Source organism: Pseudomonas sp. D1-1 (assembly GCF_051132225.1).
Lineage (GTDB): Bacteria > Pseudomonadota > Gammaproteobacteria > Pseudomonadales > Pseudomonadaceae > Aquipseudomonas.
Map to the genome: position 1 here is coordinate 4,668,118 of NZ_CP071676.1, position 15,703 is coordinate 4,683,820.

The 15,703-nt window shown below is 62.4% G+C and carries 13 protein-coding genes; 9 read left to right on the forward strand and 4 right to left on the reverse strand.

Annotated elements, in window-relative coordinates:
• Positions 1-247: 247 nt before the first annotated feature.
• Positions 248-1,618, reverse strand: coding sequence for a type III effector protein RopAA (locus J3P86_RS20960; protein ID WP_434698766.1), 1,371 nt, complete (start codon positions 1,616-1,618; stop codon positions 248-250).
• Positions 1,619-1,793: 175 nt separating this feature from the next.
• On the opposite strand from J3P86_RS20960, the gene J3P86_RS20965 reads away from it, so the two are divergent.
• From J3P86_RS20965 to J3P86_RS20980, 4 genes are all read left to right on the forward strand, one after another.
• A complete protein-coding gene (locus tag J3P86_RS20965) occupies positions 1,794-2,156 on the forward strand; it encodes an ArsC family reductase (RefSeq protein WP_434698767.1) in 363 nt (120 codons plus the stop codon).
• A gap of 33 nt (positions 2,157-2,189) precedes the next feature.
• A complete protein-coding gene (dapD, locus tag J3P86_RS20970; protein ID WP_434628688.1) occupies positions 2,190-3,224 on the forward strand; it encodes a 2,3,4,5-tetrahydropyridine-2,6-dicarboxylate N-succinyltransferase in 1,035 nt (344 codons plus the stop codon).
• Between the two features lie 75 nt (positions 3,225-3,299).
• A complete protein-coding gene (locus J3P86_RS20975; protein ID WP_434628686.1) occupies positions 3,300-4,505 on the forward strand; it encodes an aminotransferase class V-fold PLP-dependent enzyme in 1,206 nt (401 codons plus the stop codon).
• Positions 4,502-4,906, forward strand: a complete 405-nt coding sequence (locus J3P86_RS20980) for a SufE family protein (RefSeq protein ID WP_434628684.1) — start codon at positions 4,502-4,504, stop codon at positions 4,904-4,906. Before J3P86_RS20975 ends, J3P86_RS20980 begins: the two co-directional genes overlap by 4 nt.
• A gap of 141 nt (positions 4,907-5,047) precedes the next feature.
• Here J3P86_RS20980 and tcdA read toward each other — a convergent pair whose 3' ends face one another.
• Positions 5,048-5,866, reverse strand: a complete 819-nt coding sequence (gene tcdA / locus J3P86_RS20985; RefSeq protein WP_434656022.1) for a tRNA cyclic N6-threonylcarbamoyladenosine(37) synthase TcdA — start codon at positions 5,864-5,866, stop codon at positions 5,048-5,050.
• Between the two features lie 310 nt (positions 5,867-6,176).
• Between tcdA and dapE the strand changes: the two genes are divergently transcribed.
• The 3 genes from dapE (at position 6,177) to J3P86_RS21000 (ending at position 8,600) form a co-directional block, all read left to right on the forward strand.
• On the forward strand, positions 6,177-7,328 hold the full coding sequence (gene dapE / locus J3P86_RS20990; RefSeq protein WP_434572093.1) for a succinyl-diaminopimelate desuccinylase: 1,152 nt from the start codon (positions 6,177-6,179) through the stop codon (positions 7,326-7,328).
• Positions 7,328-8,137: a putative RNA methyltransferase gene (locus J3P86_RS20995; RefSeq protein WP_434572092.1), complete on the forward strand. Its 810-nt coding sequence runs from the start codon at positions 7,328-7,330 to the stop codon at positions 8,135-8,137. Before dapE ends, J3P86_RS20995 begins: the two co-directional genes overlap by 1 nt.
• Before the next feature lie 85 nt (positions 8,138-8,222).
• Complete coding sequence (locus J3P86_RS21000; RefSeq protein ID WP_305499079.1) at positions 8,223-8,600, forward strand: hypothetical protein; 378 nt, start codon at positions 8,223-8,225, stop codon at positions 8,598-8,600.
• Positions 8,601-8,778: 178 nt separating this feature from the next.
• Here J3P86_RS21000 and J3P86_RS21005 read toward each other — a convergent pair whose 3' ends face one another.
• Complete coding sequence (locus tag J3P86_RS21005) at positions 8,779-8,988, reverse strand: cold-shock protein (RefSeq protein ID WP_007927922.1); 210 nt, start codon at positions 8,986-8,988, stop codon at positions 8,779-8,781.
• 224 nt (positions 8,989-9,212) lie between these two features.
• Here J3P86_RS21005 and plsB point away from each other — a divergent pair, with 224 nt between their 5' ends.
• Entirely contained in the window at positions 9,213-11,714 is a 2,502-nt protein-coding gene (gene plsB, locus J3P86_RS21010; RefSeq protein WP_434628679.1) for a glycerol-3-phosphate 1-O-acyltransferase PlsB, read from the forward strand.
• Positions 11,715-11,810: 96 nt separating this feature from the next.
• Entirely contained in the window at positions 11,811-12,500 is a 690-nt protein-coding gene (locus J3P86_RS21015) for a DUF4197 domain-containing protein (RefSeq protein WP_434628677.1), read from the forward strand.
• A gap of 136 nt (positions 12,501-12,636) precedes the next feature.
• Here the strand turns inward: J3P86_RS21015 and J3P86_RS21020 are convergent, their stop codons facing one another.
• On the reverse strand, positions 12,637-15,702 hold the full coding sequence (locus J3P86_RS21020; protein WP_434628675.1) for an efflux RND transporter permease subunit: 3,066 nt from the start codon (positions 15,700-15,702) through the stop codon (positions 12,637-12,639).
• Between the last annotated feature and the right edge of the window lies 1 nt (position 15,703).

Here is a 15,703-nt window from a genome sequence, read left to right on the forward strand (position 1 = left end):
GCTTTCCAGTGACAGCCACACACATCCGGCAACAGCTTGCCGTTGAAGTGCCATGTTAACCGCTTGGCATTGGCTTGGCCGTTACACCTATGTCGCAGTCCTCCCTAATTTGGATGCCAGCAGATCTGGAGCGCGGCGAAACCGCCAGGCCGCCACAAGATGTCTTCGTCGCGTACCTCGGCACCAGCACAAAGGGTCCGGCCACGCCACACTTCTCCGGGCCTGGCGTGACCGGTCACTACCCAAGCTAAACTGCCCGCTCCGCAGCATTGAGGGTCGAGCGTGCCGACACGATATCGTCGCCTTCGCTCTCGCTATCACTACCGAGCCGTTCGGTCGCATTCGTTTCGACCAGGGGCAACATGCCTTGTAGCTCATCTGGATGCGCGGGCCCGGTGGTAAGCCTGTCCAACGCAGCGGAAGCCTTGTCCGCCAAGGGCTGCGTCATCACAGCCGTGGTCACCCATGCGGCGACCACCGGGGCCATAGTCGCGGTGACGGTCGCCTTGCCCGCCGCCGCTATTCCAGCCGGCGAAACCCCGGCACGCCTGGCCGCGTTGACAGCCGCCGTCTGGGCCATGCCGATCGCGGTGATACCACCGGCCAATGCACCGAGGCCACTGACCAGCCCCGTGGGTGTAACCAGCGCTTGCAGCGATTTGCTGCCGTCGCGCACCGCGTCCAGGGGTAAGCTGCCGACCCGCTTCGCAATTCCCATGGCGGCACTGCCCACGCCATAGCCCTTGAGGTCCTTGTAGCGCTGGTGCCAGTCGTGGCGACCCAAAAGGTATTCCGGGCCAACCCGATGTTTCGATTTATCAATGGAATGTTGCAGATCATAGGCGGCCATGCCGGAAAGCGGAGAACCGACGGCAGCTATCACCGAGTCCACTTTGCTCCCCGTCTGGGCATCGACGGTCTTCGTCACGATGGGTTGGATAACCGTGCGCAGCACGTTCCGCGCGGAAAAGGTCTGGAAGGTCAGGCTGCCTTCGATCGCCTGAGTCGCCAGGCTCGGCTTCACCGCCTGGGCCGCCTCCTGCATGACCGGCTCCAGCTCGGTATCCTCTGCAACGAGCCATTGGGTATCACTGGTCGCGCGTTTCATCAGCCCATTGCCGACGGTATCGGCGGCACTGCTGACCAGGCCGGAAATCGCCGACAACGCCAACGGCGCTGTTATGGAGCCATTTCCCGTTACCGCTGGGGCGAAGTCCAATGCGATGGACGCGGCACCGAAAGGAACCGAGCGCACGAATCCAACAGCATCATGGGCCGCGCGATCCAGCCGCGAACCCTTGGCCAGAACGGCGTCGACGCTTTGCGCGGTTTCCCCATCATTGGCCAAGGTACGCGAACGATCGTCGATCAGCGCTTCGAAGGCTTCGCGATTGGCACCGTTCATATGAGGCTCGAAAACCCTGGTGAGCTGGGCTTTGATGGCGCCCGCCCGATCTGCCAGGTCCTGTTCAGCCGTGACCGGGCCAATCGGGACGGACGCAGCGGTCCCGGTGCTCGCCGTTGTTGAATGAGCCGGCACGCCGTGTTGCTGGGGCGGGAGTGTTTCTTGGGATTGATTCGTCAAGGCATGAAGCGGTATCGGTGAGATGGCATCCATGGGGAGTCTCTTATGCGAAATAAAGTGCTGAGGTTCACCTGTGCTGTGTGGTCGCCTTGGCCTATCGGTTCCGTACCGTCCGATCCGCCGACAGTCGAGGCACGCAGTGGAACGACGTGGCATAATCGTCGGCTGATTTTCAGGACGATACCGGGAACGTTTTGGGGGAGCATTCATGCCCAATGAAATCAAGCACTTAAAGCTTTACGGCATCAAAGCCTGCGACACGATGAAAAAGGCCCGCACTTGGCTCGATGAACACGCGGTGCATTATGACCTTCACGATTACAAGACTGCCGGCATCGACCGTGAGCACCTGGCCCAATGGTGCAACGAGCATGGCTGGCAAGTGGTGTTGAACCGTGCCGGTACGACCTTTCGCAAACTCGACGACGAACGCAAAGCCGATCTCGACCAGACGAAAGCCATCGAACTGATGCTCGCCCAACCCTCGATGATCAAGCGCCCGGTGCTCGATCTCGGTGACCGAACCCTGATTGGCTTCAAGCCAGATATCTATGCGGCAGAGATCAAGTAAGCCTGCCCAGTCCATTTTGTTGAGGTAATTTTCATGTCCACTACCCTGTTCAGCCTGGCCTTCGGTGTCGGCACTCAAAACCGTGAAGGCGCCTGGCTGGAAGTCTTCTACGCCCAACCGCTGCTCAACCCGTCGGCCGAGATCGTTGCCGCCATTGCGCCGATCCTTGGCTACAGCGAAGGCAACCAGGCCATCACGTTCACCACGGCCCAGGCCTCGCAACTGGCTGAAGCGCTGCGCAACGTCGACGCCGCGCAAGCCAAGCTGCTGACCCGCCTGGCTGAAAGCCACAAGCCGCTGGTCGCCACGCTGCTGGCCGAAGATGCGCAACTGGCATCCACGCCTGAGGCGTACCTCAAGCTGCACCTGCTGTCCCATCGCCTGGTCAAGCCCCACGGCCTGAACCTGGCCGGCATCTTCCCACTGCTGCCGAACGTGGCCTGGACCAGCCAGGGCGCGATCGACCTGGCCGAACTGGCCGAGCACCAGCTCGAAGCCCGTCTGCGTGGCGAGTTGCTGGAAGTGTTCTCGGTGGACAAATTCCCGAAGATGACCGACTACGTGGTTCCGGCCGGCGTGCGTATCGCCGACGCCGCGCGCCTGCGCCTGGGCGCCTATGTGGGCGAAGGCACCACGGTGATGCACGAAGGTTTCGTCAACTTCAACGCCGGTACCGAAGGGCCGGGGATGATCGAAGGCCGGGTCTCGGCGGGTGTGTTCGTCGGCAAGGGCTCGGACCTGGGCGGCGGTTGCTCGACCATGGGCACCCTGTCGGGTGGTGGCAACATCGTGATCAAGGTTGGCGAAGGCTGCCTGATCGGTGCCAACGCCGGCATCGGCATCCCGCTGGGCGATCGCAACACCGTGGAGTCGGGCCTGTACGTGACCGCCGGCACCAAGGTTGCGCTGCTGGATGAGAACAACCAATTGGTCAAAGTGGTCAAGGCTCGCGACCTGGCCGGCCAGCCGGACCTGCTGTTCCGGCGCAACTCCGAGACCGGCGCAGTGGAATGCAAGACCCACAAGTCGGCCATCGAGCTGAACGAAGCACTGCACGCGCATAACTGAACCGCTTCACACCTCACCTGTGGGAGCAATCTTGCTCCCACAGGGTCCGGCGTAACTCCAGCAGGGCCCGAAAGCATGTTAATTCCATCCCCCTGGCGTGCCGATTTTCCGGCCCTCGCCGCCCTGCAACGGCAAGGCCAGACCTATCTGGACAACGCCGCCACCACACAGAAACCCCAAGCCCTGATGGACGCCCTGGCGCATTACTACGCCAACGGCGCGGCCAACGTGCACCGGGCGCAGCATCTGCCCGGCGCACTGGCCACCCAGGCGTTCGAGGACAGCCGACTCAAGGTTTCCCAGTGGCTCAATGCGGGAAATTGCGGACAGATCGTTTTTACCCACGGCGCCACGTCGGCGCTGAACCTGCTGGCCTATGGGCTGGAACACCTGTTCAACCCGGGCGATGAAATTGTCATCAGCGCCCTTGAGCATCACGCCAACCTGCTGCCCTGGCAGCAACTGGCCGAGCGCCGCTCGCTGGCGCTGGTGGTGCTGCCCCTGGATGCCGACGGGGTGATCGATACGGAGGCCGCCACCAGGCTGATCGGTCCGCGCACCCGCCTGCTGGCGGTGAGCCAGTTGTCCAACGTGCTTGGCACCTGGCAACCGGTGCCGGCGTTGCTGGCGATGGCCAAGGCGCAAGGTGCGCTGACGGTAGTCGATGGCGCACAGGGCGTGGTCCACGGGCGCCATGATGTGGAAGCGCTGGGCTGCGACTTCTATGTTTTTTCCAGCCACAAGCTTTACGGTCCCGAAGGCCTGGGCGTGCTGTTCGGCCGTACCGACGCCCTCGCTCGACTGCGTCATTGGCAGTTCGGCGGGGAAATGGTGCAAACGGCTGATTACCACAGCGCCACGTTCCGCCCGGCGCCGTTGGGTTTCGAAGCCGGCACGCCGCCCACCGCCAGCGTGATCGGCCTGGGAGCGACGCTCGACTACCTGTCCGATCTCGACGGGCAGGCGGTAATCGATCACGAAACCGCGCTGCACGATTATCTGCTTCACGGGCTGCTGGCGCGCAACGGCGTGCGGCTGGTGGGCAACCCACAACTGGCGCTGGTCAGCTTCGGCGTCGAAGGCGTTCATAACGCTGATCTGGCGCACCTGTTGACCGAGCAAGGCATTGCCGTGCGCGCCGGGCATCACTGTGCGATGCCGCTGTTCAAGCAGTTGAAGCTTTCCGGGGCGATTCGTGTGTCGCTGGCGCTGTACAACGACTCCGCCGATATCGAACGGTTCTTCGAGGCGCTGGATCAGGCCCTGGAGATGCTGCGATGAGCCTGCCTGCCGATGCCGCTGCGGCACTGCGGATTTTCCAGGACGCCTCCGGCTGGGAGCAACGCGCCCGGCTGCTGATGCAGTGGGGCGATCGCTTGCCACCGCTGAGCGATGCAGACAAGTGCGAGGACAACCTCGTCAACGGCTGTGAAAGCCAGGTATGGCTGGTGGGTCGGCTGCATGATGGGCACTGGCAGTTTTCCGCCAGCAGCGATGCGCGCTTGATACGCGGGTTGGTGGCGTTGTTGCTGGCGCGGGTCAACGGGTTGTCGGCTGAGGATTTGCGCCAGGTCGATTTGCCGGACTGGTTCAATCAGTTGGGGTTGTCACGGCAGTTGTCGCCTTCGCGCAGCAATGGCTTGAATGCGGTGTTGAAGCGGATGCGCGAGCTGGCGCAATAACCGTGGCGAGGGAGCTTGCTCCCGCTGGACTGCGCAGCAGTCCCAAAAGCAGTCAACTCAATCCGCCTGACATACCGCGTCGCCCCGTTTCAGGGCCGCTTCGCGGCCCAGCGGGAGCAAGCTCCCTCGCCACAAAAGCTGTTACTGCCCGGGCTTAAGCCGGTCCGCCGGACGCCGCACGCCCGCGACGATCTTGTCCACAGCCTTGGTCGCCGCGACCATGCCGAACGTCGCGGTGACCATCATCACTGCGCCGAACCCGCCAGCGCAGTCGAGCTTGACGCCGTCGCCGACAAAACTCTTCTGCAGGCAGATGCTGCCGTCCGGTTTCGGGTAGCGCAATTGCTCGGTGGAGAATACGCAGGGCACGCTGTAATGACGGGTCACGGTGCGCGAGAAACCATAGTCGCGGCGCAAGGTGGAGCGCACCTTGGAGGCCAGCGGATCGTTGAACGTACGGTTGAGGTCGCAGACCTGGATCAGCGTCGGGTCGATCTGCCCGCCTGCGCCGCCGGTGGTGATGATCTGAATCTTGCGGCGCTTGCACCACGCGATCAACGCAGCCTTGGCGTTGACGCTGTCGATGCAGTCGATCACGCAGTCGATGTTCGGCGTGATGTACTCGGCCATGGTGTCGCGGGTGACAAAGTCGGCCACCGCGTGCACGGTGCAATCGGGGTTGATCCCCCGCAGCCGCTCGGCCATCACTTCGACCTTGGGCTTGCCGACGGTGCTGTCCAGGGCATGTAACTGACGATTGGCGTTGCTGACGCAGACGTCATCCAGGTCGAATAGCGAAATCTCGCCCACGCCACAACGGGCAATCGCTTCCGCCGCCCAGGAACCAACGCCGCCGACGCCGACAATCGCCACATGCGCCGCCCGCAGGCGCTCCAGGCCTTCGATGCCATACAAACGGGCAATGCCGGCGAACCGTGGATCTTCTGTACTCATGACCATTACCCCAAAAACCGGCGCGCATTATAGGGCTTTGCCGTGGTAATTCGAGCCTCAGGCGACCGATCGCGAAATGTTCCCACCCGATAATTTCTTGTGGGAGCGAGCCTGCTCGCGAAGGCGTCGAATCAGCAGCATCAAATGTTGACTGACAAATCGCTTTCGCGAGCAGGCTCGCTCCCACAGGTTTTGAGTTCCAACTGAGGGGAGCGGCGGCCCATGGCGATCGTTTTGCTATAAGATAACCGCCATTTTGCGCGAACCAGCCCGCGCCAGTACAAGCCTTGCGTCCATACTATATTCCGGAGTTTCCATGACGGCCCACGCCGACCTCTCGCCGACCCTGCAACTCGCCTGCGACCTGATCCGCCGTCCGTCGGTGACGCCGGTGGATGCCGATTGCCAGAAACTGATGATGCAGCGCCTGGGCGACGCCGGTTTCAAGCTCGAACCCATGCGTATCGAGGATGTGGATAACTTCTGGGCCAGCCATGGCAAGCATGACGGTCCGGTATTGTGCTTCGCCGGTCACACCGATGTGGTCCCGACCGGTCCGGTACAGGCCTGGCAGCTCGACCCGTTCGATGCGGTCATCGACGAACAGGGCATGCTCTGCGGCCGTGGCGCGGCGGACATGAAAGGCAGCCTGGCGGCGATGGTGGTGGCGGCCGAACGGTTCGTCGCCGACTACCCGGATCACCAGGGCTCGATCACCTTCCTGATCACCAGCGACGAAGAAGGCCCGGCCCACCATGGCACCAAAGCCGTGGTCGAGCGCCTCAAGGCCCGCCAGGAACGCCTGGACTGGTGCATCGTCGGCGAACCATCGAGCACCACGCTGGTGGGTGATGTGGTCAAGAATGGCCGTCGCGGCTCCCTCGGCGCAAAACTGACGGTGCGCGGCAAGCAAGGCCACGTGGCTTATCCACACTTGGCGAAGAACCCGATCCACCTGGCCGCGCCTGCCCTGGCCGAATTGGCCGCCGAGCATTGGGATCACGGCAACGATTTCTTCCCGCCGACCAGTTTCCAGATCTCCAACCTCAACTCCGGCACCGGCGCGACCAACGTGATCCCCGGTGACCTGGAAGCCGTGTTCAATTTCCGCTTCTCCACCGAGTCCACCGTCGAAGGCCTGCAGCAGCGGGTCGCCGACATCCTCGACAAGCATCAACTGGACTGGCACATCGACTGGGCGTTGTCCGGCCTGCCATTCCTCACCGAGCCGGGCGCACTGCTCGACGCCGTGTCGTCGAGCATCAAGGACGTCACCGGCCGCGAGACCAAGGCCTCCACCAGCGGCGGCACCTCCGACGGTCGCTTCATCGCGACCATGGGCACTCAAGTGGTTGAGCTGGGGCCGGTCAACGCGACGATCCACCAGGTCAACGAACGCGTGCTGGCCGCCGATCTCGACGTGCTGACCGAGATCTACTACAAGACGCTCATCAAGTTGCTCGCCTGATGCTCGCCTGCCCGATCTGCAATGAACCCTTGAATGCGGTGGACAACGGCGTGGCATGCCCCGCCGGGCATCGTTTCGACCGCGCGCGGCAGGGTTACCTGAACCTGCTGCCGGTGCAGCACAAAAACAGCCGCGACCCCGGCGACAATCAGGCGATGGTCGAGGCCCGCCGCGATTTCCTCAACGCTGGTCATTACGCCCCGGTCGCCCGGCGCCTGGCTGAACTGGCCGCCGAACGTGCGCCCGGACGCTGGCTGGACATTGGCTGTGGCGAAGGTTATTACACCGCGCAACTCGCCGACGCCCTGCCCGACGCCGATGGCTACGCCCTGGATATTTCCCGCGAAGCCGTCAAGCGCGCCTGCAAACGCAACCCCCAACTGACCTGGTTGATCGCCAGCATGGCGCGGGTACCGCTGGCGGACGGCTGCTGCCAGTTCCTCGCCAGCGTGTTCAGCCCGTTAGACTGGCAGGAGGCCAAGCGCCTGCTCAGCCCCGGCGGCGGCTTGATGAAAGTCGGGCCTACCAGCGGCCACCTGATGGAGCTGCGCGAGCGGCTGTATGATGAGGTTCGCGAATACACCGATGACAAACACCTGGCCCTGGTGCCGTCGGGGATGGCGCTGGATCACAGTGAAACCCTCGAGTTCAAGCTCACGCTCGACAACAGCCAGGATCGGGCCAACCTGCTGGCGATGACGCCCCACGGCTGGCGCGCCAGCGCCGAACGCCGCGCCAGCGTGATCGAGCAGGCCGAGCCGTTCGAGGTGAGCGTGTCGATGCGCTACGATTATTTCGTTCTGCAGTAACCTTCTTTTATTCCGGGCTTCGGACAACTGTCCGGGGCCAGTTAAATCCGCGAATGGATTTTTCGAGACCGCAGTGAGGACATCCATGCGCCAACCCGATATCGAGATTTACCTCAAGGACGCCGACGTCGACCACAAGGCGATCGCCGCCTGGCTCGGCCAGGCCCTCGGCCCGTGCAGCGACTGGGTGCAGAAAGGTCAGACGTACAAGTGCAAGGCCGGCGACATCCCGGTGACCTGGTTGCCCAAGGCTGTAGGCAAATGGAACAGCCTGTACCTGGAAAGTGACCAGACCCCGTGGGAAGACGACATCGCCTGCGCCCGCGCCGCCTTCGCCGCGCTGAACGTCGAAGTGCGCTGCGCGCCTGGGTCGTGGGTGGAAGAAGAAGGTGAGGATTCGGCGGATCGCTGGATTCGCATCAGCGCCGATGGGGAAGAAGAGATTACCTGGAAGACGGCGTGACGGCTTGGAGGCATGCCACAATCGCCATGCCTATGAAAGATCCATGTGAACAGTGACCCTATGTGGGAGCGAGCTTGCTCGCGATAGCGGTGTGACAGTTGATGAAGTATTGCTTGATACACCGCTATCGCGAGCAAGCTCGCTCCCACAATGGGTTTTGTGTAGCAGTGAATGCGGCTTACAACCCCACCACATCCTCAGCCTGCAAGCCCTTCTGCCCTTCCACCACCGCGTATTCGACCTGCTGGCCTTCGGTCAGTGAACGGTGGCCTTCGCCACGGATCGCGCGGTAGTGGACGAACACATCCGCCCCGCCTTCGCGCTGGATGAAGCCATAACCCTTGGCGTCGTTGAACCACTTCACACTGCCAGTTTCGCGTGTTGCCATGATGCTCACTCCCGTTCTTGTTTTCTGAGCCGGCTTTTCGAGGGAAAGCCGTACGCGTTTCAGCCGCCGTCCCACCATCCGTCGGAAGGCCGGGGCAGTAACTGGCCGAGTATATGACACCCGGAAAAACTCTCAACTGACTTTACTTCGCCGCTTTTTTGCCGATTTTCGGTGAATCCGGCACACTAGTACCGCTTGCTCTTATCCACTCACGCAGAAGCCGTATGACCCGCTCCCCGTTCCGCCGTCTTGTGTTTGGCACCCTGCGCCGACTGTTGTACCTCTGGGTTCGCTCCGAGACCATCAACCAGTCGTCCTTCACCCTCAACCTCGACCGCAGTCGTCCGGTGTTCTACGTCCTGCAAGATCCTTCGCTCACCGATCTGGCGGTGCTCGACACCGAATGCACCAAGGCCGGCCTGCCACGTCCGGTGCTGCCCGTCTCGGTGGGCGGCCTGCTGGAGCCGGCGGCGTTTTTCTACCTGACGCCGGCGCCGGACTGGCTCGGGCGCCAGGACAAACGCGGTGCGCCGCCGACCCTGACGCGACTGGTCGACGAGTTGACCCACAACGCCGCCGAGGACGCCCAGATTATTCCGGTCAGCGTCTTCTGGGGCCAGTCGCCCGACAGCGAATCCAGCCCCTGGAAGCTGCTGTTCGCCGACAGCTGGGCGGTCACCGGGCGCCTGCGTCGCTTGCTGAGCATCATGATTCTTGGGCGCAAGACACGGGTGCAGTTCTCCGCGCCCATTCATCTGCGCGAACTGATCGAGCACGACAAAGGCCATGAACGCACCGTGCGCATGGCCCAGCGGATCCTGCGGGTGCACTTTCGCAATCTGAAAGCAGCGGTTATCGGCCCGGACATCTCCCACCGGCGCAACCTGGTCAAGGGTCTGTTGAACCAGCCATTGGTCAAGCAGGCCATCCTCGAAGAGGCCGAACGGGAAAAGATCCCGGCTGAAAAAGCCAAGGCCCAGGCCCTGCGTTATGGCAATGAGATTGCTTCGGACTACACCTACACCGCGATCCGCTTCCTGGAAGTGGTGCTGAGCTGGTTCTGGAACAAGATCTACGATGGCATCAAGGTCAACCACATCGAAGGCGTGCAGAACGTTGCCCAAGGCCACGAAGTCATCTACGTACCCTGCCATCGCAGCCATATCGACTACCTGCTGCTGTCGTACCTGCTGTTTCGCAATGGCCTGACCCCACCGCACATTGCCGCCGGCATCAACCTCAACATGCCGGTGATCGGCGGCCTGCTGCGCCGTGGCGGCGCGTTTTTCATGCGTCGCACGTTCAAGGGCAACCCGCTTTACACCGCCGTGTTCAACGAATACCTGCACACGCTGTTCACCAAGGGGTTCCCGGTGGAGTACTTCGTCGAAGGCGGCCGTTCGCGTACCGGGCGCATGCTGCAACCGAAGACCGGCATGCTCGCCATTACCCTGCGTAGCTTTTTGCGCTCCTCGCGCATGCCGATCGTCTTTGTGCCGGTGTACATCGGTTACGAGCGCGTACTGGAAGGCCGCACCTACCTCGGTGAGCTGCGGGGTGCGAGCAAAAAGAAGGAGTCGATCTTCGACATCTTCAAGGTCATCGGCGCCCTCAAGCAACGCTTTGGCCAGGTCGCGGTTAACTTTGGCGAGCCAATCAAGCTGGCGGAGTTCCTCGACGGCGAACAACCCGGCTGGCGCCAGCAGGAGCTCGGGCCGCAGTTCAAACCCGACTGGCTCAACGCGACCACCAACCGCCTCGGCGAACGTGTCGCCCGCCATCTGAACGAAGCCGCGGCCATCAACCCGGTCAACCTGGTCGCGCTCGCGCTGCTGTCCACCAGCCGTCTGGCCCTGGACGATCACGCCATGGCCCGCGTACTGGACCTGTACCTCGCGTTGCTGCGCAAAGTGCCATACTCGCCTCACACCACCTTGCCCGAAGGCGATGGCCAGGCGCTGATCGCGCACGTCAAAGGCATGGACCTGCTGTCGGAACAGAAGGACGCCCTGGGCAAGATTCTGTATCTGGATGAGCAGAACGCGGTGCTGATGACCTACTACCGCAACAATGTCCTGCACATCTTCGCCCTGCCGGCGCTGCTCGCCAGTTTCTTCCAGAGCAGCTCGCGCATGAGCCGCGAACAGATCCTGCGCTACACCCGGGCCTTGTATCCGTACCTGCAGTCGGAGCTGTTCATTCGCTGGTCGCTGGAGGAACTGGACGCGGTGGTCGACCAGTGGCTCGAAGCATTCGTTGAACAAGGCCTGCTGCGTTTCGAAAAAGACCTCTACCTGCGCCCGGCGCCGAGTTCGCGGCATTTCGTGCTGCTGACGCTGCTGTCGAAAAGCATCGCCCAGACCTTGCAGCGTTTCTACATGACCGTCTCGCTGCTGCTCAACAGCGGGCAGAACAGCATCAGCGCCGAAGAACTGGAGGACCTCTGCACCGTCATGGCCCAGCGCCTGTCGATCCTGCATGGGCTGAACGCACCGGAGTTCTTCGACAAGAGCCTGTTCCGCCACTTCATCCAGACGATGCTCGACCTCGACGTCCTGCGGCGCGACGAAGCAGGCAAGCTGAGCTATCACGAACTGCTCGGCGAGCTGGCTGAAGGCGCGGCCAAGCGGGTGCTGCCGGCGGAAATTCGTCTGTCGATCCGCCAGGTGGCGTTGCATCGCAGCGAAGATGCGGCGGATCAGGACGTTCCGACGGCTGCGGACTGAACCCTGGGCGCCTGGTTGCATTCGGGCGCCCTGAATATGAAGATCCCTGGCAATGCCGTACGCTGATGCTTTTCCAAACGTTCAAGGAAAGTGCCCATGCTCCGCCCTACCCTCCGTTTCACCGGCCTCTGCGCCGGCCTGTTGATCTGCGCCAACGCCATGGCCCTGTCGCTCGGTGATCTCTCGCAGAAGGACGCCACGGGCGGTCTGAAGGATGCCCTCACCCAAGGCGCCCAGATCGCGGTCAAGCAACTGGGTAAGCCTGGCGGTTTCAGCAACAACCCCGACGTGAAGATCGAGCTGCCGGGCAAGCTCGGTAAAGTCGCCAGCAAGATGAAGGCCTTCGGCATGGGCGCTCAGGTCGATCAATTGGAAACCAGCATGAACCAGGCTGCCGAAGCCGCCGTAGTGCAGGCCCAGCCGATCCTGGTGGATGCGGTGAAGAACATGAGCGTGACGGATGCCAAGGGCATTCTGAGCGGCGGCAACGACTCGGCCACGCAATACCTGAACAAGAGCAGCCGCGAGCAGATTCGCGCGAAGTTCCTGCCGATCGTCAAGCAAGCCACCGACAAGGTCGGCCTGGTCCAGAAGTACAACGCCTTCGCCGGCCAGGCTGCGACACTCGGCGTGGTGGACACCAAGAGCGCCAACGTCGAGAACTACGTGACCGAGCAGGCGCTGGACGGGTTGTTCAAGATGATTGCCAAGCAGGAAGCAACGATCCGCCAGAACCCGGCGGCCGCGGCGACCAGTTTGGCCAAGAAAGTGTTTGGCACCCTCTGAGCCCTATCCGACAAACGCTGTGGGAGCGAGCCTGCTCGCGATAGCGGTATCAGCCATAGGATCGTTGTTGGCTGTTACAACGCTTTCGCGAGCAGGCTCGCTCCCACATTTGATCCTCGGTGCTATCAGAATTGCGTCAGGTTTTCCTGACCCTGAACCACGCCGCATACAACGCCGGCAGGAACAACAGCGTCAACGCCGTCGCCACGATCAAGCCGCCCATGATAGCCACTGCCATGGGCCCGAAGAACAGGCTGCGCGACAGTGGGATCATCGCCAGGACCGCCGCCAGTGCAGTCAGTACAATCGGCCGGAAACGGCGCACGGTCGCCTCGATGATCGCCTGCCAGGGGGCGAGCCCCGCCTTGATGTCCTGTTCGATCTGGTCCACCAGGATCACCGAGTTGCGCATGATCATCCCGGACAACGCGATAGTGCCGAGCATGGCGACGAAACCGAACGGCTGGCGGAACACCAGCAGGAACAGCGTGACGCCGATCAGTCCCAGCGGCGCGGTGAGAAACACCATCGCCGTGCGCGAGAAGCTGCGCAGTTGCAGCATCAGCAACGTCAGCACCACCACGATGAACAGCGGCACGCCCGCATTCACCGATTTCTGCCCACGGGTTGAATCCTCCACCGTGCCCCCGACTTCCAGCAGATAGCCGTCCGGCAACTCTGCACGGATCGGGTCCAGGGTCGGGAAAATCTGTTGCACCAGCGTCGCCGGTTGTTCCTTGCCATAGATGTCGGCCCGTACGGTCACGCTGGGTAGACGGTTGCGGTGCCAGATCACCCCTTCTTCAAAGCCGTATTCCAGCGTCGCGATCTGCGACAGGGCAACGCTCGTGCCGTTGTCGGTAGGCACCGCCAGGCTTGGCAACAGCGAAAGCTCGGTGCGCTCATGCACGGTGCCGCGCAGCAGGATCTCGATCAGCTCGTTGTCTTCGCGGTACTGGCTGACACTGGAGCCCGTGAGGGAGCTTTGCAGGAAGCTCGACAGGTTGGCGGTGGTGACGCCCAACGCGCGGGCGCGATCCTGATCGATGTTGAGGTACACCACCTTGCTCGGTTCTTCCCAGTCCAGGTGGACATTGGCGACGTAGGGGTTTTCGCGAACCTTTGTCGCGACTTTCCGGGCAAGCGCGCGGACTTCTTCGATGTGTTCACCCGTCACCCGAAACTGCACCGGATACCCCACGGGCGGGCCGTTTTCCAGGCGTGTGACCCGCGAGCGCAGGGTCGGGAACTGCTCGTTCAGTGTGCTGATCAGCCAACTGCGCAAGGGCTCGCGGTCTTCGATGGTCTTGGCCAGCACGACGAACTGGGCGAAGCTCGGCGCCGGCAGTTGTTGATCCAGCGGCAAGTAGAAGCGTGGTGAGCCGGTGCCGACGTACGCCACGTAATTGTCGATGCCAGCGTGGTCCTTGAGCAGCGCTTCAAGGCGCTTGACCTGCTCCGCGGTGTTGACCAGCGAAGCGCCTTCGGCCAGCTTCAGGTCGACCATCAGCTCCAGTCGTCCCGACGCCGGGAAAAACTGCTGCGGGACAAAACGGAACAGCACCACCGAGCCGACGAACAACAGCACGGTCAAGGTGATCACCGTCTTGCGTCGACGCACGCACCACTCCACCGTTCGCCGGACTCGCTGATAGAACGGCGTGCCGTAGGGGTCCGGCTGGCCGTCAGCAGTGCCATGCCTGGCCGCGTGAATCTTCGCCAAGTCCGGCAGGAGTTTTTCCCCGAGATACGGCACGAACACCACCGCGGCCACCCAGGAAGCCACCAGCGCGAGGGTCACCACCTGGAAAATCGAACGGGTGTACTCACCGGTGCCCGATTGCGCGGTGGCGATCGGCAGGAACCCCGCCGCGGTGATCAGGGTGCCGGTGAGCATCGGGAACGCCGTGCTGGTCCAGGCAAAGCTGGCCGCCTTGATCCGGTCGTAGCCCTGCTCCATCTTGATGGCCATCATCTCCACCGCGATGATCGCATCGTCCACCAACAGCCCCAGCGCCAACACCAACGCGCCGAGGGAAATCTTGTGCAAACCGATGCCCAGGTAATACATCGCGGCGAAGGTCATCGCCAAGACCAGCGGAATCGCCAGCGCCACCACCATTCCGGTGCGCAGCCCCAGGGAAAAGAAGCTCACCAGCAACACGATCGTCAGTGCTTCCACCAGTACCTGGACAAACTCGCCGACGCCAGTCTTCACCGCAGCCGGCTGGTCGGAAACCTTGCGCAGTTGCATGCCGGCCGGCAGGGTGTTCTGGATGCGGGCAAACTCGGCCTCGAGGGCCTTGCCGAGGATCAGGATGTCGCCGCCCTCCTTCATCGCCACGGCCAGGCCGATGGCGTCCTCCGCCATGAAACGCATGCGCGGCGCCGGTGGATCATTGAAGCCGCGACGAACATCGGCCACGTCACCGATGCGGAAGGTCCGGTCGGCCACGCGGATCGGAAAGTCACGGATCTCTTCCACGCTCTGGAAATTCCCCGAGACCCGTAGCTGCAATCGCTCGCTGCCGGTCTCGAAGAAGCCGGCGGTCGATACCGCGTTCTGCGCCTCCAGCGCCTGCTGGACTGCCGCCAGGGGCAGGCCGAGGGTCGCCAGCTTCACGTTCGACAGCTCGACCCAGATTTTCTCGTCCTGCAGGCCGACCAACTCGACCTTGCCTACGTCCTTGACCCGCTGCAGCTGGATCTGGATACGGTCGGCGTAATCCTTGAGCACGCCATAATCGAAGCCGTCGCCGGTGAGCGCGTAGATATTGCCGAAGGTAGTGCCGAACTCATCGTTGAAGAACGGTCCCTGGATACCCGGCGGCAAGGTCTGCCGGATATCGCCGATCTTCTTGCGGATCTGGTACCACAGCTCGGGAATCTGCTTGGAATGCATGGAGTCGCGAGCCGCAAAAGTAACCTGGGATTCTCCCGGCCGGGAAAACGAGACGATCTTTTCGTAGTCGCCGGTTTCCATGAGCTTCTTTTCGATACGCTCGGTGACCTGGCGCGACACTTCCTCGGCCGTGGCCCCTGGCCAGACGGTACGGATGACCATGGCCTTGAAGGTGAATGGCGGATCTTCGCTCTGACCCAGCTTGGTGTAGGAAAGCGCGCCGACGATCGCCAGCAAGAGCATCAGGAACAGTACGATCTGGCGGTTACGCAACGCCCATTCGGAGAGATTGAAGCCCATC